This window comes from Pseudomonas sp. PK-RTE-24, assembly GCF_054052265.1.
Map to the genome: position 1 here is coordinate 5,127,473 of NZ_CM133224.1, position 24,721 is coordinate 5,152,193.

At 61.9% G+C, this 24,721-nt stretch carries 23 protein-coding genes; 16 read left to right on the forward strand and 7 right to left on the reverse strand.

Annotated elements, in window-relative coordinates:
* The first annotated feature begins 11 nt into the window (after positions 1 to 11).
* The 12 genes from ACV8MC_RS22930 (at position 12) to ACV8MC_RS22985 (ending at position 13,848) form a co-directional block, all read left to right on the forward strand.
* A complete protein-coding gene (locus tag ACV8MC_RS22930) occupies positions 12 to 1,604 on the forward strand; it encodes a GumC family protein (RefSeq protein ID WP_095179535.1) in 1,593 nt (530 codons plus the stop codon).
* Complete coding sequence (locus ACV8MC_RS22935; RefSeq protein WP_457263607.1) at positions 1,601 to 2,692, forward strand: glycosyltransferase family 4 protein; 1,092 nt, start codon at positions 1,601 to 1,603, stop codon at positions 2,690 to 2,692. Before ACV8MC_RS22930 ends, ACV8MC_RS22935 begins: the two co-directional genes overlap by 4 nt.
* Positions 2,689 to 4,059 carry an O-antigen ligase family protein gene (locus ACV8MC_RS22940; protein WP_457263609.1) on the forward strand — a complete coding sequence of 457 codons (1,371 nt, stop codon included), beginning with the start codon at positions 2,689 to 2,691 and terminating at the stop codon, positions 4,057 to 4,059. The genes ACV8MC_RS22935 and ACV8MC_RS22940 overlap by 4 nt, the downstream gene beginning before the upstream one ends.
* The gene (locus tag ACV8MC_RS22945; protein WP_457263610.1) at positions 4,056 to 5,024 is read left to right on the forward strand and encodes a glycosyltransferase; all 969 of its coding nucleotides are present in this window, start codon (positions 4,056 to 4,058) and stop codon (positions 5,022 to 5,024) included. Before ACV8MC_RS22940 ends, ACV8MC_RS22945 begins: the two co-directional genes overlap by 4 nt.
* The gene (locus tag ACV8MC_RS22950) at positions 5,017 to 6,153 is read left to right on the forward strand and encodes a glycosyltransferase family 2 protein (protein ID WP_150635726.1); all 1,137 of its coding nucleotides are present in this window, start codon (positions 5,017 to 5,019) and stop codon (positions 6,151 to 6,153) included. Before ACV8MC_RS22945 ends, ACV8MC_RS22950 begins: the two co-directional genes overlap by 8 nt.
* 13 nt (positions 6,154 to 6,166) lie before the next feature.
* Positions 6,167 to 7,168 carry a polysaccharide deacetylase family protein gene (locus ACV8MC_RS22955; RefSeq protein ID WP_041478593.1) on the forward strand — a complete coding sequence of 334 codons (1,002 nt, stop codon included), beginning with the start codon at positions 6,167 to 6,169 and terminating at the stop codon, positions 7,166 to 7,168.
* The gene (locus tag ACV8MC_RS22960) at positions 7,165 to 8,469 is read left to right on the forward strand and encodes an oligosaccharide flippase family protein (RefSeq protein ID WP_095179530.1); all 1,305 of its coding nucleotides are present in this window, start codon (positions 7,165 to 7,167) and stop codon (positions 8,467 to 8,469) included. The genes ACV8MC_RS22955 and ACV8MC_RS22960 overlap by 4 nt, the downstream gene beginning before the upstream one ends.
* Positions 8,466 to 10,385: a hypothetical protein gene (locus ACV8MC_RS22965; protein ID WP_252877835.1), complete on the forward strand. Its 1,920-nt coding sequence runs from the start codon at positions 8,466 to 8,468 to the stop codon at positions 10,383 to 10,385. The genes ACV8MC_RS22960 and ACV8MC_RS22965 overlap by 4 nt, the downstream gene beginning before the upstream one ends.
* 68 nt (positions 10,386 to 10,453) lie before the next feature.
* Entirely contained in the window at positions 10,454 to 11,143 is a 690-nt protein-coding gene (locus ACV8MC_RS22970) for a GNAT family N-acetyltransferase (protein ID WP_252877834.1), read from the forward strand.
* Positions 11,144 to 11,147: 4 nt separating this feature from the next.
* Positions 11,148 to 12,335, forward strand: coding sequence for a GNAT family N-acetyltransferase (locus ACV8MC_RS22975; RefSeq protein ID WP_252877833.1), 1,188 nt, complete (start codon positions 11,148 to 11,150; stop codon positions 12,333 to 12,335).
* Positions 12,307 to 13,098, forward strand: a complete 792-nt coding sequence (locus tag ACV8MC_RS22980; protein ID WP_041478588.1) for a carbohydrate deacetylase — start codon at positions 12,307 to 12,309, stop codon at positions 13,096 to 13,098. The genes ACV8MC_RS22975 and ACV8MC_RS22980 overlap by 29 nt, the downstream gene beginning before the upstream one ends.
* Before the next feature lie 57 nt (positions 13,099 to 13,155).
* The gene (locus tag ACV8MC_RS22985) at positions 13,156 to 13,848 is read left to right on the forward strand and encodes an N-acetyltransferase family protein (protein ID WP_457263614.1); all 693 of its coding nucleotides are present in this window, start codon (positions 13,156 to 13,158) and stop codon (positions 13,846 to 13,848) included.
* A gap of 126 nt (positions 13,849 to 13,974) precedes the next feature.
* Here the strand turns inward: ACV8MC_RS22985 and ACV8MC_RS22990 are convergent, their stop codons facing one another.
* Entirely contained in the window at positions 13,975 to 14,772 is a 798-nt protein-coding gene (locus ACV8MC_RS22990) for a class I SAM-dependent methyltransferase (protein ID WP_056784504.1), read from the reverse strand.
* Positions 14,773 to 15,080: 308 nt separating this feature from the next.
* Here ACV8MC_RS22990 and relB point away from each other — a divergent pair, with 308 nt between their 5' ends.
* Positions 15,081 to 15,272 (forward strand): type II toxin-antitoxin system RelB family antitoxin, encoded by a 192-nt coding sequence (gene relB / locus ACV8MC_RS22995; RefSeq protein ID WP_056786779.1) that lies wholly within the window; start codon positions 15,081 to 15,083, stop codon positions 15,270 to 15,272.
* Positions 15,262 to 15,531 carry a type II toxin-antitoxin system RelE/ParE family toxin gene (locus tag ACV8MC_RS23000; protein ID WP_457263617.1) on the forward strand — a complete coding sequence of 90 codons (270 nt, stop codon included), beginning with the start codon at positions 15,262 to 15,264 and terminating at the stop codon, positions 15,529 to 15,531. The genes relB and ACV8MC_RS23000 overlap by 11 nt, the downstream gene beginning before the upstream one ends.
* 72 nt (positions 15,532 to 15,603) lie before the next feature.
* Here the strand turns inward: ACV8MC_RS23000 and ACV8MC_RS23005 are convergent, their stop codons facing one another.
* On the reverse strand, positions 15,604 to 16,503 hold the full coding sequence (locus ACV8MC_RS23005; protein WP_056784501.1) for a LysR family transcriptional regulator: 900 nt from the start codon (positions 16,501 to 16,503) through the stop codon (positions 15,604 to 15,606).
* Between the two features lie 235 nt (positions 16,504 to 16,738).
* Here ACV8MC_RS23005 and ACV8MC_RS23010 point away from each other — a divergent pair, with 235 nt between their 5' ends.
* Positions 16,739 to 17,758 (forward strand): alpha/beta hydrolase, encoded by a 1,020-nt coding sequence (locus ACV8MC_RS23010; RefSeq protein WP_095179524.1) that lies wholly within the window; start codon positions 16,739 to 16,741, stop codon positions 17,756 to 17,758.
* 108 nt (positions 17,759 to 17,866) lie between these two features.
* A complete protein-coding gene (locus ACV8MC_RS23015; RefSeq protein WP_457263619.1) occupies positions 17,867 to 19,294 on the forward strand; it encodes a mechanosensitive ion channel domain-containing protein in 1,428 nt (475 codons plus the stop codon).
* Positions 19,295 to 19,518: 224 nt separating this feature from the next.
* On the opposite strand, the gene ycaC is transcribed toward ACV8MC_RS23015, so the two are convergent.
* From ycaC to ACV8MC_RS23040, 5 genes are all read right to left on the reverse strand, one after another.
* Positions 19,519 to 20,142, reverse strand: a complete 624-nt coding sequence (gene ycaC, locus ACV8MC_RS23020) for an isochorismate family cysteine hydrolase YcaC (RefSeq protein ID WP_016774080.1) — start codon at positions 20,140 to 20,142, stop codon at positions 19,519 to 19,521.
* A gap of 68 nt (positions 20,143 to 20,210) precedes the next feature.
* Positions 20,211 to 22,049 carry an amidohydrolase gene (locus ACV8MC_RS23025; RefSeq protein ID WP_042609477.1) on the reverse strand — a complete coding sequence of 613 codons (1,839 nt, stop codon included), beginning with the start codon at positions 22,047 to 22,049 and terminating at the stop codon, positions 20,211 to 20,213.
* Between the two features lie 40 nt (positions 22,050 to 22,089).
* Entirely contained in the window at positions 22,090 to 22,716 is a 627-nt protein-coding gene (locus tag ACV8MC_RS23030; protein WP_110646470.1) for an antibiotic biosynthesis monooxygenase, read from the reverse strand.
* Positions 22,709 to 23,122: a DoxX family protein gene (locus ACV8MC_RS23035; RefSeq protein ID WP_024012430.1), complete on the reverse strand. Its 414-nt coding sequence runs from the start codon at positions 23,120 to 23,122 to the stop codon at positions 22,709 to 22,711. The genes ACV8MC_RS23030 and ACV8MC_RS23035 overlap by 8 nt, the downstream gene beginning before the upstream one ends.
* Before the next feature lie 636 nt (positions 23,123 to 23,758).
* Complete coding sequence (locus ACV8MC_RS23040) at positions 23,759 to 24,682, reverse strand: LysR family transcriptional regulator (RefSeq protein ID WP_039762138.1); 924 nt, start codon at positions 24,680 to 24,682, stop codon at positions 23,759 to 23,761.
* Between the last annotated feature and the right edge of the window lie 39 nt (positions 24,683 to 24,721).

A 24,721-nucleotide genomic window follows, 5' to 3' on the forward strand; every position in this document is an offset into this window, starting at 1 on the left:
AGGTGACCGACATGAACCCCAAGGAAAACTACCTGCATGAGTTCTTCAGGATTTTCTTCGCCAACAAGCAACTGGTGAAGCGCGTCTTCCTGACCTTTGCAGTCATCGCCCTGCTCCTGCCGTTGCTGCTCAAACAGAGCTTCGATATCACCGCGCAGGTCATCGTGCAGTCGAAAAAACTCTCTCAGGGCGACGCCACTACGTCGCTCACGGTGGACAACGCCACCTTCATTCCGCCGTCGCTGGCGGACATGGAAACCGAGAGCAATATCCTCCGCTCGCCAGCGCTGATCCGTCAGACCATCAGCGAACTGCGCGACAACGGCGAATACAGCCCGCCACCCGGGGTGTTCGCCAAGTTGCTCGGCGAACCGTTCAAGCGCTACGTCTCGACGCCGCTGCGCGAGTACGTGATCAATCCGCTTCGCGACGGGCTCGGCATGGAAACCGATCCGGTACGTGACACCACCCTCGACGCCCTGACCCAGCAAGCCGTCGACAGCCTGAAAATCGAAACCCTGCCCGGTTCCAACGTGATCTCGATCACCTACAGCTTCCCGGATCCGCAGCAAGGCACGACGTTTGTCAGCGCCCTGCTGCAGAACTATCTGGTCAGCCGTCAGGCCCTGCAATCGATCGACTTGCCGCAGTCGTTCTACGAGACCAAAAAGCACCAGTATCAAGTGCGTCTCGATGGCCTGGAAGGTAATCGTCAAGCACTGCTGGAAAATGTCGGCGCAGCGGATCCGAAGGAGGAAATCACCTTCCGCCTCAACGCCATCAATACTGAAGAACAGGCGCTGAACCTGTATCAGGACCGCCTGCTGCAAAGCCAGCGCTGGCTCGAATATCTGAAAACCGCGCTCGCCGCCGCCAGCAGTAGCAAGCTCAACGACTACACCTTCCCCTACACCTTCACCACCACCGTCGACAACGTGGCGTTCGAGGACCGGGAAATCAAACAGATGGGCGAGCAACTGACCAGCCAGGTCAGCCGTTACATGAACGATCTGGCGGTGTTCCAGCCCGGCAGCGAACCGATGCTGTTGACCCGCGAGCAGATCGCCCGCACCCGTCAGCAGTTTCTCAAAGTGGTGAGCAACCGCATCCAGGAACGCACCGCCGATCTGGCCGTGGTCAAGCAGGTGATCGAGCAGAAAACCGCGCGCATCGCCGAGTTCAAGAACCGCATCCGCGACCTGCAGCAGACCCAGAGCAAACTGCGCCAGATGGACACCGAGATCGATGCGCTGCACGCAGCGTTCTCGACCTATGCCCAGCGTTTTGCCGAAAGCAGCACCACGCGCTCGCTCAACGATGACCTGTCCAACGCCCGGGTACTCAGCCCGCCGTTCGAACCGACCGAGGCAGCGTTCCCGAAACCGCTGCTGATCATCCCGTTCGGGCTGTTCACCGGTCTGCTGCTGGCAATCGCGTTCGTCTACGTGCGTGAGTTCTTCGATCACCGCTTCAAGCATCCGGCGCAAATCAGCCATGAGCTGGGCCTGCCGGTGCTGTTGGTGCTCAACGAAGAAACGTCGCAGCCGGGCAATCCGCACAAGAACTGGACCATGCCGAGCCTGGTTCACTGGGTGCGCAATTGAACGCGGTGTCCACCCCAATCGTCGCCCTGCCGATCATTCATTTGCTCAGCAGCGGCGGCTTCTACGGGGCCGAGCGGATGTTGCTGGATCATTGCCTGGCCACGCCGGGGCAGCACCAAGTGCTGTTCCTCGACGCGCCGCCAGAACTGATCGCGCGCTTTCGTGAAGCCGGGGTGGACGCTCGCGCTTGTGCCGGGCTCGGCGAATTGCTGCGGCATTTGCGTCAGCGCCGGGGCGACAAACCGTTGCTCAACACCCACAACTTCAAAGGGCTGCTGTTCGGCTGGGTCGGCGCCACGCTGTTGCGCCTGCCGCTGGTGATCACCCAGCACGGGTTCACGCCGCGCAGTCGCAAGCAGAAGTTCTACACCTGGCTAAGCCTGCAACTGTGCCGCACGGCGTCGGTGAAACGGGTGGTCTGCGTGGCGGAAAGTATCGCCGTGCTGCACCGTCAGGCCAACGTCCGGACGGAGAAGTTGCAGGTGATTCCCAACGGTTTACCAGCGGCGCCAGCGATGCCGTCGCTGGCAGAGCGGCAACGCTGGCTGGCCGGTTACGTCGGGCGGTTGAGCAGCGAGAAAGGCCCGGACCTGTTCCTCGATGCGCTGATCGCATTGTGTCACCAGCATCCGCAACTGGACGCGGTGATGCTCGGTGACGGACCGGAACGCGAGGCCCTTCAGGCGCGCATCGATGCTGCCGGGTTGCAGCAGCGGATTCGCCTGCCGGGCTACCAGACGGCGATGCAAGGCTGGTGGCAGCAACTCGATGCGTTGGTGATCAGCTCGCGCACCGAGGGCACGCCAATGATTCTGCTCGAAGCGATGCAGGCCGGCGTGCCGGTGGTGGCGTTCGCGGTCGGCGGTATTCCCGATGTCCTGCAGGACCGTCACAACGGCCTGCTCGCGGCGCCGACGGATACCGCCGCCCTCGCCCGCCAGCTCGACACACTGCTGGCCCAACCGAAGCTGGCCGCGCAGTTGCGCGACAACGCCAGACGCACCCAACAGGAGCGCTACGACCTCAAGGCTTTGGCCGAACGCTGGTCGCAGCTGTACATCCAAACGGCACGGGAGACACGCGCATGATTTTCCCGCTCTCGATCGTCAGTCTGTTCGCCCTGGTCAGCCTCGGTTTGCTGGCCAGTCCCTGGCCGTATCTGGCGCCGGGGGCGGTGATTGGCCTGGTCGGTTTCACCGTCCTGTACCGCAAGCCGACATGGGGCCTGCTCGGCATTGCCGCGCTGGTGCCGTTCGAAGGGTTCTTCAAGGACAGTTCAGTGTCGGGAAGCAAGTTGCTCGGCGCCTCCCTGGCGGTAATCGTGATGCTGCAACTGGCGCTGCACCAGATTCCGTCGCAACGCCTGCGCAGCAACCTGTGGCACTGCCTGATCGGCTTCATGGTTCTGTATTTTCTCAGCCTGCTCAATACCGATGACATGGGCATGTCGCTGGGGCATCTGCGCGAACTCAGCGTTGGTCTGGTGCTGTTTGTCATTACCTTGTTGATCGGCCGCGAACTGAACCTCGACCTGTTCGCCCGGCTGGTGACCCTCGCCGTCACCGCGACCTGCGCCATGGCGATGTTCTCGGCGAAGTTTCAGGATCAGGGCCGCGCCGCCGGCCTGCTCGAAGACCCCAACGCCTTCGCTATGCTCATCGCCTTCGCCATTCCTCTGGGTCTGCTGCTGGTGATCCGCAGCCCGAACCTGCTGCACCGCTTGTTCTGGGGCGCCTGCTGCCTGCTGTTGCTCGGTGGCATGACCAAGACCGAATCGCGCTCAGGTCTGGTGGTATTGGCGTTGAGCCTGCTCATCGGCATTTGGCACTACCGCGCGCAACTGACCCACATCCGCCCACGGCATCTGGGTTTCGTCATGCTCGGTGCGGCCATCGTGATTCCGCTGGCGATCTACGCCATGCCGGCCGGTTACATGGCGCGGATCCAGTCATTGAGCATCCTCAGCGCCGGCTCCAAGGCGCAGGACGAATCCCTCGGCCGCCGTGCTTCCTACATCGTCGTCGGCGGCCAGATGATCCGCGAACATCCGGTGCTCGGCTCCGGTCCCGGGACCTTCCCGTTGCATTACGCGACCACCGGTTACGCCAAGGCGTTTTCCGCCAACCGCAAGATCGGCGATCTGTACCGCCGCGCCCACAACACCTATCTGGAAATCTTCAGCGAACTGGGCGTGCCCGCCGGGCTGTTCTTCGTCGGCATGCTCGGGCTCGGTCTGTACAACCTGATTCGCGCGCGGGCGGCGTGGATGCTGCGCGGTGATGGACATCGGGCGGACATGATGACCCACCTGGGGGTGAGCTTTCTGTCGCTGACCCTGTTCCTGATGTTCCTCAGCGCGCCGAACCAGAAATACGTGTGGATCATGCTGGCGCTGACCAGCGTCCTGCGCATCAAGGCCGAGCAGGCGCCACTGACCCCGGAGACGCAGGCATGAAGCGGATCAGCATCGTCATCCCGATGTACAACGAGGCGCGGCACATTGGCCGTACCCTGCTCGCCGCGCAGAAAGCCGCACACGCGGCCAATGTCGAGTGTGAGCTGATCGTGGTCGACAACGGCTCGACCGATCAGGGTCCGCAGATTGCCCGGCAGTTCGGCGCAACCGTGCTGAGCTTGCCGGGGCTGTTGATCGGCGCGCTGCGTAATCGCGGCACGGCGATCGCCAGCGGGGAATGGCTGGCCTTCATCGACGCCGACGTGGAAATGCCTGAAACCTGGTTGCAGCCCTTGTTCGACATCCAAGCCAGTGGCCAAGCCGATGTGTTCGGCCTGGATCTGCATACGCCGGCCGAGGCGCCATGGTTCGCCACGGCCTGGCAGCGGCGCACTTCGCAGCCGTCGCACCGCGTCAGCCACAGTGTCGATTGGCTGCCCAGTTCCAACCTGCTGATGCGTCGCGACTGGTTCGACAAGGTCGGCGGTTTCAACGAGGCCCTGCGCACTGCCGAAGACAAGGAATTCACCCTGCGCCTGCACGAACAGGGCGCGCGTCTGCTGTCGGTCAATGACAAGGTCGCGCTGCACTGGGGTTACGAGATGAACTGGCGCGAATGGATGGGCAAGGAAATGTGGCGTCAGGGCAGCCATCTGCAACTGCTGCGCACCCATGGCATGAGCCTGCGCCTGCTGCGCTTTCCAATATTGTCGTTGTTGGTGTGGATCCTCGATTTCCTGGCGATTTCCGCACTGCTAGACGGCTTTCCCCATCACGCGGCGGTGATGGTCACCCTGACCGTGATCCCCGGTCTGGTCCTGAGCGTTCGCCAGAGCATCAAGCACCGCGATCCGATTCTGCTCCTGCAACTGTGGGGCCTGCACTGGCTGCGCCTGCACCTGGCCGGCGCGGCGTTCATTTTGAGTCTGTGTCAATGGAACGCAAGGAGGCCTGCCCGTGGCTGAGTTCATTTTCTGGATGTGCCTGTTGCTGCCCGTCTACGCCTACGTCGGCTACCCGCTGTTGCTGACGATCCTCGCGCCGCTGTTTCCAGCGTGGCGACACACGCCGGCGCCGCCGCTGAACGTCAGCATCGTCATCGCCGCGCACAACGAGGCGCGGCATATCGAGCACAAGTTGCGCACGCTGCTGGCCCAGGATTATCAACCGGCAACGCTGCAGATCATTCTCGCCAGCGACGGCTCTACCGATGACACCGTGGCCTGCGCGCACAAAGTGATTGATCCGCGCATCACCGTGCTTGACCTGCCGCGTCAGGGCAAAGCCGCCACGCTGAATGCCGGCGCGGCCCTGAGCAGCGGCGACATTCTGGTGTTCACCGATGCCGACAACCAATGGTCACGCGACACCCTCGGTCACTTGCTCGCGCCGCTGAGCGATCCACAGGTCGGCGCTTGCGCCGGGCACATGGTGATCCCGGTCACCGGTGGCGGTCTGAGTGTCGGCGACAGCCTCTATCGGCATTACGAAGGCTGGTTGCGCCGGGTCGAGAACCGCACCGGTTGCATGGTCTCGGCCGACGGCGCCCTGCTCGCCCTGCGCCGCGAGCTGTTCCAGAACGTACCGGCCGAGGTCAACGACGACTTCTTTATCAGCACCTGCGCGCCGGTAGCCGGCAAGCGCATCGTCTACGTGCCCGAAGCGCAAGTGATCGACCATGGCGTCGACGAGGCGGACAAACAGTTTCGCCGCCGTCAGCGCGTCACCGTCGGCGGCCTGCAAAGCCTGGCCCAGCGCCGCGAACTGCTCAATCCGCTCAAGCATGGCCTGTATTCCCTGGCGTTGATCAGCCACAAACTGATCCGCCGCCTGGCGCCGGTACTCCTGCTGCCATTGCTGCTGAGCAATTGCTGGCTGTGGGACGAGCACGCTTTCTATCGCCTGAGCCTGATCGCGCAACTGTTCGGCTACAGCGTGGCAATTGCCGGGCTGCTGGATGCGCAACACCGCTTGCCGAAACCGTTCCGCCTCGCCGCGTTTCTGCTGGTCACCCTCGCCGGGATGAGTCTCGGCCTGTGGCAGTTCCTGCGCGGTCAGCGGTATGCCCAGTGGAATCCGGAACAGAACCGTTAAGAGGACCGAAGCCATGGCGATCAAACAACTGATAAAAAGCACCAGTGGCTGGCTCTATCTCAACTCGCCGGTGGGCCGTCAGCAGTTGCAGGGCGCGGGGGTGATTCTGATGCTGCACCGCGTGCTGTCCAATGACCGCGCCGCCGACCTGCCGCACCGCAATGAACTGTGCGTCGGACCGAAAGCGTTCGAGCATTTGCTGGTGTGGCTGCGCAAGCATTTCGACTGCGTGCCGCTGATGGAAATTCTCCAGCCCAACGCCCTGCGCAGCGAGCGCCCACGGGTGGCGCTGACCTTTGACGATGGCTGGCGTGACAATGCCGTCAACGCCTTCCCGTTGCTGCAGAAACACCAAGTGCCGGCGAGCATTTTCCTCTCCACCGATTTCATCGGCAGCCGCCAGCGTTTCTGGTGGGAAAGCCTTGGCGAAACCCTATGGGGCAGCCATGGCGATAAAGCACGCATGCACCTGATCGAATGCCTGCATGCGCGCAAACATCCGCTGCCGGTGCTGCTCGACGACATCGATGTCGAGCGCCGCAGCCTGGCGCTGCTGCATTACCTGCAAGGGCTGAAAAGCCTGGCCCCGCAGGAGCTGGAAGAACTCACCGACGAATGCCCGAAGGACTCGCTGCCACAGGCACTGGACTGGCATCAGGTGCGGGCAATGGAAGCCTCCGGTCTGGTGCGGTTCGGCCCGCACGGCGCCAGCCACGCAATCCTCACCGGTCTCGATGATGCGCGCCTGAGCGAAGAAATCCGCCGCAGCCGCGACGCATTGAACAACGGCTGCAACCGACCTCTACCGGTCTATTGCTACCCCAACGGCGACAACGATGATCGCGTTCGCCAGCAGGTCGCGGACCACGATTACCCGTTTGCGCTGGGCACCGGCACCGGGATCTATCGCGGCGACGGCGATCCGCTGAACCTGCCGCGTTTCGGCGTCAGCCAGCGCACCGCGCGCCATCCGCAATTGCTGTCTTGGCGGATCTACCGGGGAGCGCGGCCATGAGCCGAGGCAACTACCTCAAGCACCTCGCGTTGAGCATGGGCACCAAGCTGGCGATGATCGCCTTGCGTTTGCTGCGCAACGTCTTGCTCGCGCGGATTCTCGGCCCCAGCGAACGCGGCCTGTTCGCCCTGCTCAGCACCCTGCCTGACCTGATCAGCGCGGCCACCAGCGGCGGTTTGAATTCGGCGGTCGGTTATCAGGCGGCCAAGCAGCGGCCGATGGGTTTGCTGCTCAGCCAGGTGCTGGTGTTCGGTTGTTTGCTGGCCGGTTTGCTGACTTTGCTGGTGGTGGCGTTGGTGCGCGAATTTGGCACGCAACTGGACGTGACCATGCAACTGGGCCTGCTCGCCTGGCTGTTGCTGCTGGCGGTGCCGTTGACCGTGTTGAAAAGCGGCCTGCTGACCCTGCACAACGCCTCGGGTGGCGTGGTCGCATTCAACGTCTTGCGCCTGATCGAATCGCTGGCGCCGCTGTTGCTGTTCGTCGCACTGTTCTGGATGTGGCAGAGCGCGGCGTTGGAGGCAGCGCTGATCAGTTGGCTGGCCGGTATCAGTCTGGTGGTGCTCGCCGGTTGGGTCTGGCTGAAGCGGGCGCAGCCATTGCAGCTGCAATGGGATCGCGCCAGCCAGAAGGAGCTGCTGCGCTACAGCGCGCGCAGCCATCCCGATCTGCTGTTCCAGCAAGTGATTTTGCGCTCCGATTACCTGTTTATCGGCGCCCTGCTCGGTAGCACCGCGCTGGGCCATTACGCCATGGCCAGCGCTGCTGCCGAATTGCTGTTGATCGTCCCCGAAGCGGTGACTACGCCCCTGATGAAACGCCTGCTGCAACAGGATGAAGGCATGGACAAGGTCACTCCGCTGGCGCTGCGCCTGACCGCGACGGTGATGCTCGGCGCCTGTTTGAGCATGGCCGTGATCGGCGAGTGGTTGATCGTCACCCTGTTTGGCGCTGCCTACCAACCGGCGTACCCGGCGCTGCTGGCGTTGCTGCCGGGGCTGTTGGGTCTGTGCTACGCGAGCATTCTGCGCCTGGACTTGCTGGGCAAGAATCGCCCCGGCTCGGTGTCGTTGTTGATGGGCCTGGGCGCGCTGCTCAATCTGGCGCTGAACCTGGTGCTGATTCCGGCCTACGGCATCGTCGGCGCCGCCGCCGCATCATCGATCGCCTATCTGGCGGTGACCGTGGCCATGCTCGTGCTGTATTGCCGTTTGAGCGCTGTGCCGTTCTGGCAAACCCTGATCATCCTGCCCCGCGACGTGCTGCCGATGTGGTCGATGCTGCAGAGGAAACCCGCATGAAAGGCTGGTACCTGCTGTTCGGTCTCGGCCTGTCGCTGGACGCTTTGGCGGCGTCGATGCGCTGGGGCGAGATTCGTGACGGCAGTCTGTTTCTGCAAACCGATCAGCCTGACAGCGTGACCGTGCGCTGGACCCCGGCGTGGCAAGCGGATGCCAACGAAGAGCAACTGTACCTGCTCGACGGTCGCGGCAAATTGCTCGGCGAACGCTTGATCAAGGCCAGCGAAACCCGTGGCAGCCAGACCTGGCCGCTGCTGCCCGGCGCGGCGAGTTATCGACTGGAAATTCCCGGCTACAGCTTCCGCCACTACCGCATCGAACACGATGAACGCACCGTTGCCCTGTTTGCCCCGGCCAAAGTGCACTTCAGTGCCGAAAGCAAAAATGGCGACGTGCTGTATTTCAAAGTCGCGGCCGGTGAGCATGCAGTGCTCGCCGGCAAGTTTCACGGCGGCGTCACCGCGCTACAGGCGCAGCGGATCGGCGACCACCAGGCGCTGACTCTCGCACTGAAGCCCTATCGCGCCTATTGGCAGTTCGATCAGGTCGCGTTGCCAGTCAGCCCCCGTGAGCAGGTCTGGCGTCTGCAACTGCAAGGCAGCGGCAAAGCGGCGTTCTGGCTCGACGGCACGGCCAATCTGTTTGCGCAGAATCCGCAGCAACTGCAACCGCTGCGCGAAGACGTCGGAGATGTCCGGCTGGTGCTGCATGACAAAGTCCTCGGGCGCACGCCGGATCTCGGTATTGCCCTGCCCTACGTGATGCCGCCCGCAGCCAGCCACGCGCTGCTCGATGCGCTGAAACCGACGGCAGCGAGCTATTACAGTTTCGTCGACGTCACGGCGCAGAACCCGCAATTCGAAGACGCATTCCGCCGGGTCTATCAGCAGCGCTTCGGCATTCGCAACGACATCACCCTGCTGGCCGGCAGTCAGCGCCAGGCCGATCTGCGCGCCGACGTGCAGAGCAACAGCGGCCTCGACGCCTGGCTGGCGAGCACCCGCGCGCTGGGCGGCAATGGCACGCATTACATCGGCTTTGCCGACGAACCCAATCTCAACTATTCCAGCTACGGGCAATATCAGGCGATTTTCACCAGCATGGCCCGTCAGGTGCGCAGCGACCCGGCGAATGCCCGCGCCGGTGTGCGCATCGCCATGCCGGCCAGTTCGCGACTGGTCAACGGCCCGTTCGCCGATAATGCGGCGGACAAGCGCGGAATCGATTGGGCACGGCGCCTGCTCAGCGAGTCAGCCGATCAGGTCGATGCACTGGCCTGGCATGAATGGATGATTCGCGATCTGCTCGCCACCCGCGTCTACCGCGACAGCGTGCGCCGTGCCGCCGAACTGGTCGGCCGCGACGCCAATGGTCAGCCGCGCAAGGCCTTGCTGCTCGATCAGACCAACCTGTCCAGCGGCTCCAGCCTCAGCCCCTACGATCAGGAAACCCACTACACCTCGCTGTGGTGGGCCTCAGTGGTGATCAATGCCTCGCAGGACGGTTTGCTGAGCATGCTCAACTGGTTTCAGGCCGCTGACGAACCGCATTACCCCAAAGGCATGTTGCGCGTGTTGGGCGACGATCGCTTCGAGCTGAAACCGGTCGGCCTGGCCCAGCAATTCATCGCCCGCCACTGGCTGCACCAGGTGCTGCAACTGGACAACGACGCCTTCGAGGTGGATGTGCTGGCGATGGCCGGCGACGAGCAGCGCACGTTGCTCGGAGTGAACAAAGGGACGCGCCTGCAACGCGTCGATCTGAGCGGCGCCAGGTGCCCGCTGAACCATGGCGCCCTGCGTTACTTCGGCGCCGACAATCGCAGCCGCGACGCACCGTTTGCCTGCGACAACGGGCGCGTGCGTTTCGAACTGCCGGGGCAAACCCTGTTTGCCCTGAGCTGGAGCGCTTCATGAGCCGCCCTTCGATGCTCTGCCGCGCGGTCTTGATGCCGCGCATGGCACCTTCATCAGGAGAAGAGACCATGGATGTTTTGCAAAAACTCAGCGGACATATTCGTCGTAAAGGCCTGCGAGCGACCTTGGGCAAGATCCGCAAACTGTACATTTTTTCCCATCAGCAACTGCTGTGGATGGAGCGCGACCTGGTCAGCCCGGTGCCGCCGCACAAGCTCAAACCCTATCCGCCGCTGCGCGTGGTCAGGATCACCGCGGACAACGCCAGCGCTTTCGCGCGTTACTTTGGCGACCGTGTCGGCACGATGGCCGAGCTGGCCAAAGAGGGCCACACCGGGCACATGCATGTCGACGAGCAAGGCGATGCCGTGGCGTTTATCTGGGGCACGCCGCGCAGTTATTTTGATCGGCACTACTACGGCTGCCGATTCCCGGTGAAGCCCGGCGAGTTCTTCGAGTTCGGCGGCGAACTGGCCCGGGCCTACTGGGGAACAGAGCTGTCGGTGGACCTGCAATTGCGCTTGTGGGAAGCCATGGCCGCCCAGGGCTGCAGCAAAGTGGTCGATGTCTGCGAGTCGCACAACATACCGGCGCTCAAGCTGCATCTGCGCATGAGCTATACCGAACAACAGCGGATCATGAATATCTACACGCTGTTCGGCCGCTGGCGCTTCTATCGCGAAACCCGCTACAGCGGTTCGCGCCTGGCGGCGCTGGGTAAAACTTCCCGTCCACCTGTCAACGCAACGGCGGCCTGAACCTATGGTGATGCGATTCGAATGGTGCACGTCCCTGTGCGCCGCCGACTTCCCGGCAACCGCGTATGAAACGCTGCGCCTGGGCGTGACCGACCATACGCCGTTCAACAATCTCGGCTGGTTATGTGCGGCGGAACAGGCTCTGGGTGAGGATCAGCGCCTGCACATTCTGCTCGGTTGGGAAGCCGCAGAACTACGCCTGTGCCTGCCGCTGGTAGCCAGCCGCGAGCGCTTCGCCGGCGTGCCGTTTCGGGTCTTGCATCACTTGGGTTATCCGCTGGCTGATCGTCTGGCCCTGCTGTCGTTGCTCGGCGGCGCGGACATGCACGAGGCGCTGCTGTTGATTCGCCAGCGCCTGCCCCATGCGCTGCTGCAACTCAATGAATTGTCGGAGCCTGCGGGTGAAGAAAGTGCCGTCACCGCATGGATGGCGCGCAGTTCCACGGCCGAGCGACGCCTGAGCTGCCGGGTGCCAGTGCATCTGATCAGCGAAGCCGACCATCAGGAAGTCTCCGGCGACCCGCGCTACAAACTGCGCCGGGCACGCAAACGGATTGCCGCGTGCGGTGCGCAGATCCGCCGGATTACCCCGGATGCGCTGAGCATGGCTGCCTTGTTGCAGACCATCAGCGAAGTCGAGGCGGTGAGCTGGAAAGGCGATGAAGGCGTCGGGATTTTCGCCACACCGCGCAGTCGCCAATGGATCGAACGCGCTTTCACCGCCCTCGCCGGCCAAGGCCTGGTACGCGTGGTGATGCTCGAGCTGAACGGCCGCTGCATCAGCTATCGCCTCGGCCTGCTCGAACAGGGCCGGCTCTACGATTACAACCTCGCCTTCCTGCCGCAGTACGCCGACCTGGGCAGTGGCCGGGTGTTGCTGGAGGAATGGATTCGCTGGGGCCTGGACGAGCACTGGCGCTGGATCGATGCCTCGCGGGTCAGCCTGGAAAACTCCAGCCATCAACTGCACGAACGCATGACCGGGCAATTGGAACACTGGCGCTGGAGTTTCTATTCGTGGCGCCCAAGTGGGCTGGCATTGGGTCTGGCGCTGCGCATCTGGTATCGCTGCAAGCCCGCCGTGCAGCAGTGGCGCACCAGGCGCGCCAACAAAAAATCTGCAGCACTGGTGCAACCTGTCGCAATCACTCCGGAGGGCGGCCATGCCTCGCCAAGTCATAGTCAACGCTGATGACTTCGGTCTCAGCGCCAACGAAAACGCAGTGATCTTCGCTGCCTTCCAGGCCGGCCTGATCAGCTCGGCCACGGCCATGGCCAACATGCCGGCGTTTGAAGCCGCCTGCACCATGGCCCGCCATCCGACGCTGCAAGGTCGGATCGGTCTGCACTTCAACCTGACCTACGGGCGCCCGCTGAGCCAGGCGATCCTGGGGCGGCGGACCTTTTGCGATGGCAACGGCGTGTTCGACCTCAACCTGCCCCGCCACAGCCTGTGGCTGAGTCGCGCAGACCGTGACGCGGTGCGCGCCGAGTTACAGGCGCAGTGGCAACGCTGCGTCGATCACGGCATGCGCCCGAGCCATATCGACTCGCACCAGCACGTACACAACATCTGGCCGATCGGCGAAGTCGTCGCGAAGTTTGCCGCCGAGCAAGGCGTACCGATTCGGCTGGCGCGCAACCTCGGGCACAACCTCACGCTGCCCAAGCGCCTATTCAAGGGTTTGCTCAATGGCCGTTTGCAGAGTCTGGCGCGGGTCACCGCCGATTACGTCTGTACACCGGTGGACCTGCGCAATGCCAGCGTCCCCAGCGACGGCGTGCTGGAAATCGTCGCCCACCCGACCCGCCTCGGCGTCGATTTCGGTGATGCCTATCTCGACTCCGGCGAGTCTTTGAGCGAGGTAATCGAACAGGGTTTGAGAGGCGTCGCGCGAGTCTCGTATGCCGACCTCAATCGAGAGGAAACGCAGGGCGCTACGGCGCTCGAATGAATCACCGCTGTAACGACACTCACCACAACATCCGGGCAAAGACCCTGGAGGGGCATCATGAGCATCATCACCAAAGTGCAAGATCGCATCAGACAGAAAGGCCTGGGCCGCACCGTCGGCACGTTGTGGAAACGCTACGTGTTCTTCCACTGGGAACTGCTGTGGATGGAGCGCGACCTGGTCAGCCCGGTGCCGCCACACAAACTGCGCCCGTATGAAGGCCTGCGCAAAGTCGACATCACCCCGGAGAACGCCGTGGCGTTCAGCAAACACTTCGGCGACCGTGTCGGCACCATGGCCGAACTGGCTGCCGAGGGCCACACCGGGCACATGTACCTGGACGCCGATGGCCACGCCGTGGGCTTTATCTGGGGCAGCATTCGCGACTACCACGACCGCCACTATTACGGCTGCACCTTCCCGGTCAAACCCGGCGAGTTCTTCGAATTCGGCGGCGAAATGATCCGCGCCTACTTCGGCAGCAGCCTGTCGGTGGACGTGCAGGTCGCGCTGTGGCAAGCGATGGCGGCGCAGGGTTGCACCAAGGTGGTCGACGTCTGTGAAACCCACAACATCCCGGCGCTTAAACTGCATATCCGCATGGGTTATCAGGAACAAGGTCGGGTGACCCACGTTTACTGCCTGTTCGGCCGCTGGAAATTCTTCCGCGAAACCCGCTATGAAGGCTCACGCCTGGACCCGTTGCGCAAACCGGGCCGGCCGGCGGTAAGTGCCGCGGCGCAGGCTTGATCCGGCCTTGTGAAATGTGGCGGTCGCAAGGCCGCCATCGCGAGCAGGCTCGCGGCCACACTGGAATGCGTTTCCCTGTGGGAGCGAGCCTGCTCGCGAAGAGGCCAGCCGTCGCAAAAAAAGTTCTCAGGCCTTGCTCGCCACCAGGCTAAAGCACATCGGCAGCTGCGCCTGCTGGTTCAGGTAGCAGTCATACACCTCTTCCCGGTTCGAATGCGCATATTCCTTAAAATCCACAATGCTCAGCCCCGCTCCAATGGCGCCGCTGAAGATCGCGCCCAGCGTATGCACGAACCAGTACGACTTTGCCGCCGGCTGCTCGACTTTACCTACGTAAACGATCGGCTCTTGCTGCACAAACGGCTCGGCACGGAAGTACGAGCTGGCGAGGCGGTAGGGATCTTCAGCCTGCGGATCAACCATTTCCAGAAACGGATGGGTTTCGTAGATCACCAGCTTGCCGCCCGGCTTGAGCACCTGCGCGACATGACGGAAGAATTCGCCGATGTCAGGCATCCAGTTGAGTACCCCGATGGTGATCAGGGCGACGTCGAAGCGGTTATGCAGCGATGCGGGCAGATGGTGGATGTCGCTCTCGACGAATTCGGCAGTATGCGGCGAGCGGCTGTTGAGCTCGCGGGCCTGCTCAAGAAACGCTGCCGATTGATCGACGCCGACGACACTGCGCGCACCCAGCGCAAACAGCGACAGGCTCTCCCGACCGTTATTGCAGCCCAGTTGAATCACGTCTTTGCCGTCGACGTCCAGCAAGCCACGCAAGGTGTCGTCAAGGCAGCAAAACTCCCCCTGCGCAACATCGCTGAGCAATGCCTGCCAGTCCGGTGAATCCTGATGATGGCGAGCGGAATCGTTCCACGCCTGTCGATTGCTTTCGATGGCGGTTTTGGGGTTGGGCACTTCCATGGCGCTACTCCGGGTGAGGCTCGTGATTGAGCGGCGTGAGTGTAGAACAGACGCGGGGTGGCGGTTGTTCCAATGTTGTAATCACACTGCGCAGTCCTCTTCAGCGAGTCCTACAGAAAAAGGAAGGAACTCGAGAAACCCCAACCGTTTTCCTACATCTTCCGTCGGTTGGCCGTCGGAAGCGCTCAGTCTAGGATTTGTCGAACTACAAGTACTCATGGAGCTCGACCAAGATGCAGTTCATCCAGACAACGACGACAGCAATCCCTGTACCGAATAGACTGCCAGGCATTGATCCCGGAGGCACTATGGACGGCAAAATCTTTCCCGACGATTCAGGGTTTAAAAACAACGAGCAGGCTGCCAGTCATGATCGCTGGTTGCGAGCCAAGGTGCAGGCGTCCAGAGATGATCCCCATCCGAGTCTCCCCCATGAGGACGTGATGGCGGACATGCATGCCTTGATCGAATCCATGCGAAAAAAGGTCGATGCAGATTGAGTGGCGGCCCGAAGCCAAGGCCGATCTTTCGAACATCCTCAGATACATTGGCGAGAGAAACTTTTCAGCCGCAGTGAGTCTCTCGAAATCCATCGAAGAATCCACAACCTCACTCTCCGTTCATCCCCATCTCTACCGTAAAGGTCGATCTCCCGGCACCCGGGAAATCGTTGTACATCCTAACTACGTAGTGATTTATGAGGTGACGGATCGAATCGAGATACTTAGCGTTTTGCATACCCGACAGGAATATCCATAAAGACATCGCAGGAAAAAACGGTAGGACGTTCGCCCGATCGATAACACGCCGTTTGCCCAGCAGGCCCCACTATCAAAGATTCACATGACTCTGGTTAAGCCGCTCACGCAAAAACTCCACCAGCGCCTGTACCGGCCGCGAAGCCTGGCGATGCTGCGGATAAACCGCCGACAGGGTCAACGGCTCCGGGCGCAACTCATCCAGCACTGGCACCAGCCGCCCGTCCTTCAGTGCCGCGCCGACGATAAAGGTCGGCAGATAGGTAATGCCCATCCCCTGCACCGCTGCGTCCCGCAGCAGTTCGCCGTTGTTGACGCGCATGCGGCCGGTGACGTTGATAAGTAGCGGTTTGCCCGGCGCTTCGTTGAAACGCCATTGCACCGAGCGCCCGTGGCCGTAAGGCAGGCAGTCGTGGCTGTGCAGGTCTTCGGGTTTGAGTGGTGTGCCGCGTTCGGCGAGGTAGGCCGGGCTGGCGCAGTAGACCCGTTCGATGCTGGCGATACGTCGGGCGATCAATGTCGAGTCCTCCAGCACGCCGATGCGCAGGGCCAGGTCGTAGCCTTCGCCGAGCAGATCGACCGGGCGATCGCTCAGATCCACTTCGACGGTGACTTCGCGATAACGCTGCAGGAATAGCGGTAGCAGACAACCCAGATGCGCCACGGCAAACGACAACGGCGCGCTGAGGCGAATCGTGCCGCGCGGCTCGGCGGTTTCGCCGGCGATGCCCTGCTCGACCTGTTCCACCTCACCCAACAAGCGCAACGCCGATTCGTAATAGCTCTGCCCCAGCGGGGTGACGTCGAGGCGGCGGGTCGAGCGATTCAACAAGCGCACACCGAGGCGCTCTTCCAGTTGCATCAAACGGCGGCTGACGAACTGCTTGGACAGCCCCAACTGATCGGCCGCGGCGGTGAAGCTGCCGGAGTCCATGACCTGGCAAAAAATACGCATGTCTTCGAACGGGTTCATTGTCACTCTCTGGTGGACAGTTAAACGCTTTATAGCCGCTTTTTCGCTTTTCAGCAGCCCATTAATCTGTGCTCACGGTTTGAAAACAACCCTGAACACAAAGAGCTGCCGAAGGCAGCCATCTGATCGTTGGGACGCGGAGCGTCCCCGGCTGCATTCCCACGCAGAGCGTGGGAACGATCAGATCGCAGCCTTCGACAGCTCCTACATCACACATTCAAAAATGGAATTGAACATGAGCATCAAGAAAACCCTCGCCGCATCCCTCCTCGCCCTGTCCGTCAGCAGCGCTTTCGCCGCTGGCAGTCCAGGCGTCGAACACAACACCCAAGCGTTCCTCGATGCCCTCGCCGCTGGCGGTGGTCGTCCGCTGGAGCAACTGAGCCCGAAGGACGCCCGTGCAGTGCTGACTGGTGCCCAAGCTTCGGTAAAGGTTGATCTGTCCGGCGTGGAAGTCAGCGACAAGGCGATCAAGGTCGACGGCCAGACCATCAACCTGAAAGTGGTGCGCCCGGCCAAGGTCAAAGGCGAGTTGCCGGTGTTCATGTTCTTCCACGGTGGCGGCTGGGTGCTGGGTGACTTCCCGACGCACCAGCGCCTGATCCGTGATCTGGTGGTCGGCTCTGGCGCTGTTGCGGTGTATGTCGATTACACGCCATCGCCGGAAGCGCAGTACCCGACCGCGATCAATCAGGCTTACGCCGCGACGAAATGGGTGGCCGAGCACGGCAAGGACATCGGTGTCGATGGCAAACGTCTGGCGGTGGCCGGCAACAGCGTCGGCGGCAACATGGCGGCGGTCGTGGCGTTGATGGCCAAGGAGCAGAAAACCCCTGCCCTGCGCTTCCAACTGTTGATGTGGCCGGTGACCAATGCGCAATTCGACGACGGTTCTTACCAGCAATTTGCCGAGGGACACTTCCTTACCAAGGGCATGATGCAGTGGTTCTGGGACAACTACACAACCAACCCGGCCGAGCGTGCGCAGATCCATGCCTCGCCGCTCAAAGCCAGCGCCGAACAGCTCAAGGGCCTGCCCGCTGCGCTGGTGCAGACCGCCGAGTTCGACGTGCTGCGTGACGAAGGCGAAGGCTATGCGCGGCATCTGGATGCAGCCGGCGTGCCGGTGACTTCGGTGCGCTACAACGGCATGATTCATGACTTCGGCCTGCTCAATCCGCTGAGCCAGATTCCGGAAGTCAAAGCGGCGGTGCGTCAGGCGGCGGCTGAACTGAAGACTCATCTGAATCCATAAAAGCGAAAGATCGCAGCCTGCGGCAGCGCCTACCCTGGAATACGATTCCTTGTAGGAACTGCCGCAGGCTGCGATCTTTTTTCTCACCAGCGTCGCGGAGTACCGGTCATGACTCTTTTCTACGCCCACCTGCTGTCCTGGAGCGCCGTCCTGCTCCTGCTCGACGCCGCACTCTGGCACTTCTCGCCCTTCAGCCATCGCGCGCCGCGAGTCGGCGTACGTCTGGCGTTGTTTCTGGCATTCAGCGCGCTGGTGATCAACGCCGGTGTCAGCCCCTTGCAGGCGCCGCTGTTCGCTGATGATCGCGTGGCACAACTGGGGGCGACGGCGCTGGGGATTCTCTGGTGGTTGTACGCAGCACGGGTGCTGACCGAAGTGATCGGCCTGGCGCTGATGCGCCGCATCGGTCACAGCGGTCGCTTGCTGCAGGATGTCATCGGTGCGCTGGTGTTTCTGGTCGCGATTGTCGCGGCGGCCGGTTACGTGCTGGAGCTGCCGGTCAAAGGTCTGCTGGCCACCTCCGGGGTGGTCGCCATCGTGGTCGGTCTGGCGCTGCAAAGCACCCTCGCCGATGTGTTTTCCGGCATCGTCCTCAACACCACCAAGCCGTATCAGGTGGACGATCTGGTGATGATCGACGGCGTCGAAGGCAAGGTCTTCGATATCGACTGGCGCGCCACGCACCTGCTGACCAGCGCCGGCACCATGGCCGTAGTACCGAACTCGGTGGCGGCCAAGGCGAAAATCGTCAATCTCAGCCGGCCGAGCAACATGCACGGTGTCTCGATCAGTATCAAAGTGCCGAACCACATTCGTCCGCGTCGGGTATTGGATGCCCTTGATCGCACTCTGCAGGGCAGCAGTTCGCTGTTGCTCAGCCCGGCGCCGAAAGCCGTACTCAAAGAAGCCGGCGAAACCATGTCGGAATACGTTGCCAGCGGTTTCATCGCTGAGCTGGGCAAGAAGAGCGAAGTGCGCAATCAACTGTTCGACCTCGCCCATCGCCATCTCGAAGCCGCAGGTATTTCGCGCCATCCCGACGGCGTGATCGAACCGTCGAGCCGCGCCCGTGCGTTGCTGGATGAGGTGAAGATTTTCCGCTCGCTGAGCAGTGAAGAGCGCGATCGCCTCGCTGAATCGATGGTCGCGCAGCAGTACACGGCCGGTCAGGTGGTGCTGGATCTGGACGACGTGCCGGACAGTCTGTTCGTGATCGCCACGGGCGTGGTCAGCGCGACGGTGCCGGACGGCAATGGCCAGACCGAGGCCGGGCGCATGGGGCCGAGCGAAGTCATGGGTGAGCAGAGCATTCTTGCCGATACACCGTCGCAGGCGACGTTCACGGCGCTGACGTCGAGCATCATCTATCGTCTCGACAAACAGTTGACCCGTGAGTGCATGGACAAGCGCAGCGAAGTCGGCCGGGCCTTGAACAAGTTGCAGGCGGTGCGTCAGCAGAACAGTCGCCTCGCGTTGATGGCCAAACCGGTGGCGGTGAAAAAAGGTGGTTTTTTGGGGTGGTTGCAAAAACGCTGATCTGAAACTTTGAAGATCAAAAGCTCACCCCCTCATCGGAACGCCGCCCGCCCAGCCCTCACCCCCTAAGGGGGCGAGGGGGGAAAGGGAGCCGATCTCCATGCGTTTCAAGAGCGGAGCTCGGCTCGGTATTGCAGGTCGATGCAACTCTTGCAAACAACGCGGTCAGTCCCCTCTCCCTCCGGGAGAGGGCTAGGGTGAGGGGCTTTTGACTTTCGACCAGATTACTTGGCAGTGAACTTGGTGTAGCTGTTGATCAGGTTGCGATAGTTAGGCAGACGCTCGGACAGCAGATGCGCCAGGCCTTCCATGTCGTTGCGCCAGTCGCCTTGCAGCTCGCAGGCCACAGCGAACCAGTTCATCAGGTGTGCACCGGCGGCCGACATCCGCGCCCACGCCGCTTGTTGCACGGTGGTGTTGAAAGTACCCGACGAGTCGGTGACCACGAACACTTCGAAGCCTTCAGCAATCGCCGACAGGGTCGGGAAAGCTACGCAAACGTCGGTCACTACACCGGCGATGATCAGTTGCTTGCGGCCGGTGGCCTTGATCGCTTTGACGAAGTCTTCGTTGTCCCAGGCGTTGATCTGGCCTGGACGCTGAATGAACGGCGCGTCAGGGAATTGCTCAAGCAGCTCGGGCACGATCGGGCCGTTTGGACCGGCGTCGAAGCTGGTGGTCAGAATGGTCGGCAGCTTGAAGAACTTGGCGATGTCGCCCAGTGCCAGCACGTTGTTCTTGAACTCGTTCGGCGAGAAATCCTGCACCAGCGAGATCAGACCGGTCTGGTGATCGACCAGCAGGACGACGGCATCATCTTTGTTCAGACGCTTGTAAGGAACGCTCATGGCAAAACTCCTGGATGGATGGTTGTTGCGGGAAGCGCCGGCCCTGATGACCGGCGCTTTTTTCAAACTCAGAACGCGAAGCAGGAACAGCCGAACGCGCCCCAGAAACCGGCGAAATCGCTGACCGGCGCATTCGACATCCGCGCTTTTTCATGGCTGTGGGTGTGCACGGCGCACGGCCCGCTGCACTGGTGCACCTGCGCCTGCAACGGCGAGTTCGGGCGCCAGTGGCCCGGGACTTTGACTACCGGCGACCAGTCCGGCAGCACCGGAATCGAACGCGGGCCGAGGTCTTCGAAGTCGCCGGCGGCGTAGACGATCTTGCCGCCGACCACGGTCATCACCGACTCGATCCACTTGATCGCTTCTTCCTCAACGCTGAAGAAGTCCGCGCTCAGTGCCGCGAGGTCTGCCAGTTGGCCGACGCGGATCTGGCCCTTCTTGCCCTGCTCCGAAGAGAACCAGGCGCTGCCGTGGGTGAACAGCTCCAGTGCAGTGCTGCGTGGCAAACCTTCTTCGTAAAGCGCCAGACCGCCAACGGTACGGCCGCTGACCATCCAGTACAGCGAAGTCCACGGGTTATAGCTGGACACGCGGGTGGCGTCGGTGCCAGCGCCAACCGGCACGCCTTCAGCGAGCATGCGCTTGATCGGTGGCGTGGCTTCGGCGGCTTGTTTGCCGTAGCGATCGACAAAGTATTCGCCCTGGAACGCCATGCGATCCTGAATCGCGATACCGCCGCCCAGCGCTTTCACACGCTCGATGTTCTGCGGGGTGATGGTTTCAGCGTGGTCGAAGAACCACGGCAGACCGTTGAACGGAATGTCGCGATTGACCTTCTCGAACACATCGAGCATACGGCTGATCGATTCGTTGTACGTGGCGTGCAGACGGAACGGCCAGCGCTGCTCAACGAGGTGGCGTACCACCGGCTCGAGTTCCTGTTCCATGGTCTGCGGCAGGTCCGGACGCGGTTCGAGGAAATCCTCGAAGTCGGCGGCGGAGAACACCAGCATTTCGCCGGCACCGTTGTGGCGCAGGTAGTCGTCGCCCTGATGCAACTTGACGCTGCCGGTCCAGTTCTGAAAATCGGTCAGCTCTTCTTTCGGCTTCTGGGTGAACAGGTTGTAAGCGATGCGTACGGTCAACTGGTCGTCTTTGGCCAGTTGCTCGATCACTTGGTAATCGTCCGGGTAATTCTGGAAACCACCACCGGCGTCGATTGCACTGGTCAGGCCCAGGCGATTGAGCTCGCGCATGAACTGGCGGGTCGAGTTGACCTGATATTCCAGCGGCAGCTTCGGTCCCTTGGCCAGTGTCGAGTAGAGGATCATCGCGTTCGGCCGCGCGACCAGCATGCCGGTCGGGTTGCCGTTGCTGTCGCGGACTATTTCGCCACCCGGCGGGTTTGGCGTGTCGCGGGTGTAACCGGCCACGCGCAGGGCAGCGCGGTTGAGCAGCGCACGGTCGTAGAGGTGCAGGATGAACACCGGAGTATCCGGCGCGGCCTGGTTGATTTCTTCCAGGGTCGGCATGCGTTTTTCGGCGAACTGGAACTCGTTCCAGCCACCGACCACACGCACCCACTGCGGGGTGGGCGTGCGATCGGCCTGATCCTTGAGCATGCGCAGCGCGTCGGCGAGCGATGGCACGCCTTCCCAGCGCAGTTCGAGGTTGTAGTTCAGACCGCCGCGAATCAGGTGCAAGTGCGAGTCGTTGAGGCCAGGGATGACGCAGCGGCCCTTCATGTCGACCACTTGTGTGGCGCTGCCCTTGAGGGCCATGGCCTCGGCATCGTTACCGACGGCGACGAAGCGGCCATCCTTGATCGCCACCGCACTGGCCAGTGGTTTTTCCCGGTCTACGGTATGAAATTGGCCATTGAATAAAATCAGATCGGCGCTCATCGCAGTTCCTCAAGCGAAAGTGAAAAGAAGCAAACCCCGCTCAACGCGGCGAGGTTTCTTGGGAATCGAGGTGTTCGTGGGCCTGACTGGCTTCCAGCCACGGGGTGAACAGACGGGTGACCGGCGGCATCACCACGTAGACCACCGAGAGGACGATGGTCAGGGTAATCAGGAACGTGGCGACCACGTAGTTGGACAGAAGCGGATGCAGCGCCAGCAGCGGGCCCCAGATCAGCGGCACCAGCAGGGTGTGCGGCAGAATCACCAACAGTGTGACGACAGCCTGCTTCCAGCGCGGCGGCGGCGAGCCGGCCTCGGCCAGCGGTGTGAACCAGAACTCATTGACCGGCGCGACTTCGGTCTGATCACCGTCAGCCAGCATCGGTGCGGCTTCAGCCACCAGCGCCTGACGCTCGGAGGATTCCAGCCAGCCCTGCATCGCTTCGGTGGAGCTAAAGCGCAATACGCAAGTGTAGAAATCCAGACGCCCGCGCTTGCCGCGCACCACGTCGACACCCAAATGCCCTTCGCGCTGCCCGGCGACGCGCACGATATTGCGCAGCCATGCTTCATACGCCGATTCGAAACCGGTTTTGACCGAGTGTTTGATGATCAACGTGACGGTCTCATCGGCCCCCGGTGCTTGTGAATTGAGGACTTCAGGCATAACGCAGCACTCCGGGCAAACGAACAGGGATCGCCAGCCGTCCCGGCCCGGCAATCAATACGGTGGTGAAAAGAATCAACAGCAACCAGCCAAACTGCCCTTCAGCCACACTCCATTGCGGATGCACGACCAGCAGCGCCACGAGCAGTACAAAGAGAATAGGCAAACAAGCCAATCGCGCCAGCACACCGGCGACGATCAGCAAAGGGCAGAGGACTTCGGCGAAAATCGCCAGGATCAGGGTCAGGTGAGCGCCGAGGTGGAACGGGTCTTCGATCAATTGCAGCTGCGCGGTGAAGTCCAGCAATTTGGGCAAGCCGTGCACCCACAACAGAAACAACCCGCCGCTGACCCGCAGAAACAGCAACCCGATGTCGCGCGCCTGTTCATCCCTCGTAGCAATCATGACCCGACCCTTTGAATGTCATTGACGGGAATCATGCCAAGGCCGGCGCGGGAGAAATTGGATGGGTGTGCTTAGTTGCTTTTCAGGTCTTTGATGTTCTGCCGCCAGCCACAAAACAATGTGGGAGTGAGCTTGCTCGCGAAGGTGTCAGGTCAGCCACATCCACATTGACTGACACACCGCTTTCGCGAGCAGGCTCGCTCCCACAGGTTTTTGTGGTGACCAACAATGTTCATTCCACCCCGTATCCCTGTGGGAGCTGGCTTGCCAGCGATTGGTCGGCACATCCACCACCTTCTTTGACGGACCCACCGCAATCGCTGGCAAGCCAGCTCCCACAAGTCTATGTGCCGAATCACAAAGCCCGGTCAGCCCCGAATTTCTCTGTGGGAGCGAGCCTGCTCGCGAAGGCGTCAGGCCAGTCACATCCACACTAACTGACCCACCGCAATCGCGAGCAAGCTCGCTCCCACAAGGATTGGCGGCGTGCATTCAATTTGCAGACCGCCACAAAAACAATGTGGGAGTGAGCCTGCTCGCGAAGGCGTCAGGCCAGTCACATCCACACTAACTGACACACCGCTTTCGCGAGCAGGCTCGCTGCCACAGGAGAACTGCTTGTGTAATCGAGGGCGGTTAAAGCGCCGGAATATCCAGCGGCGCCGCCATGAACTGGCTGATGCGCGAGCGCAGCCACTTCTCCGCCGGGTCGTTGTCATGCACCCCGCTCCACGCCATCGACAATTGCGCGGCATCGATCGGGAATGGTGGATCTTCGGCACGCAGGGCGCAGCCTTCAACCAAGGCACAGGCGGCGTAGTCCGGCACCGTCGCGATCATCTCGGTACCGGCGAGCAAGGCGCGCAAGCCGCTGAACTGCGGCACGCCGAGAACGACTCGGCGGCAACGGCCGATCTTGGCCAGATCCAGATCGATATTGCCGCTCAGATCACCGGAGAACGACACCATTGCATGCGGACGTTCGCAATATTCGTCCAGGGTCAACGGCCCCGGACGGTCGTCGCCGCGCAGCACTTTGCAGGGAATATCACGCAGCTTCTTGCGCTTGGCGTTGGCCGGCAGATCCGTGGTGTAGCTGACGCCCACGGAAATTTCTCCAGAGGCCAACAACGCCGGCATCAACAGATAGTTGGCGCGGCGCACCACCACGACGATCCCCGGCGCCTCCTGCTGAAGCTGGCGCAACAGCGGTGGAAACAGACCGAACTCGGCGTCGTCCGACAGACCGATGCGAAATACGTCACAACTGCTGGCCGGTTCGAACTCCTTGGCGCGGCTGACTGCGCCGGAAATCACGTCCATTGCCGGTTGCAATTCCTTGAGGATCGCCAGCGCCCGCGCTGTCGGCTCCATGCCGCGACCGTTGCGCAGCAGCAACGGATCGTCGAACAGATCACGCAAGCGCCCCAGTGCAGCACTGACCGCCGGCTGGCCCATGAACAGTTTTTCCGCCACACGGGTCAGATTCTTTTCGAACATCAGCGCTTCGAAAATCACCAGCAGGTTCATGTCGACGCGGCGCAGATCGTTACGGTTCATGGGTGTGGTTTCCTTATCGGTGTCAGACGCTTTTTGCCA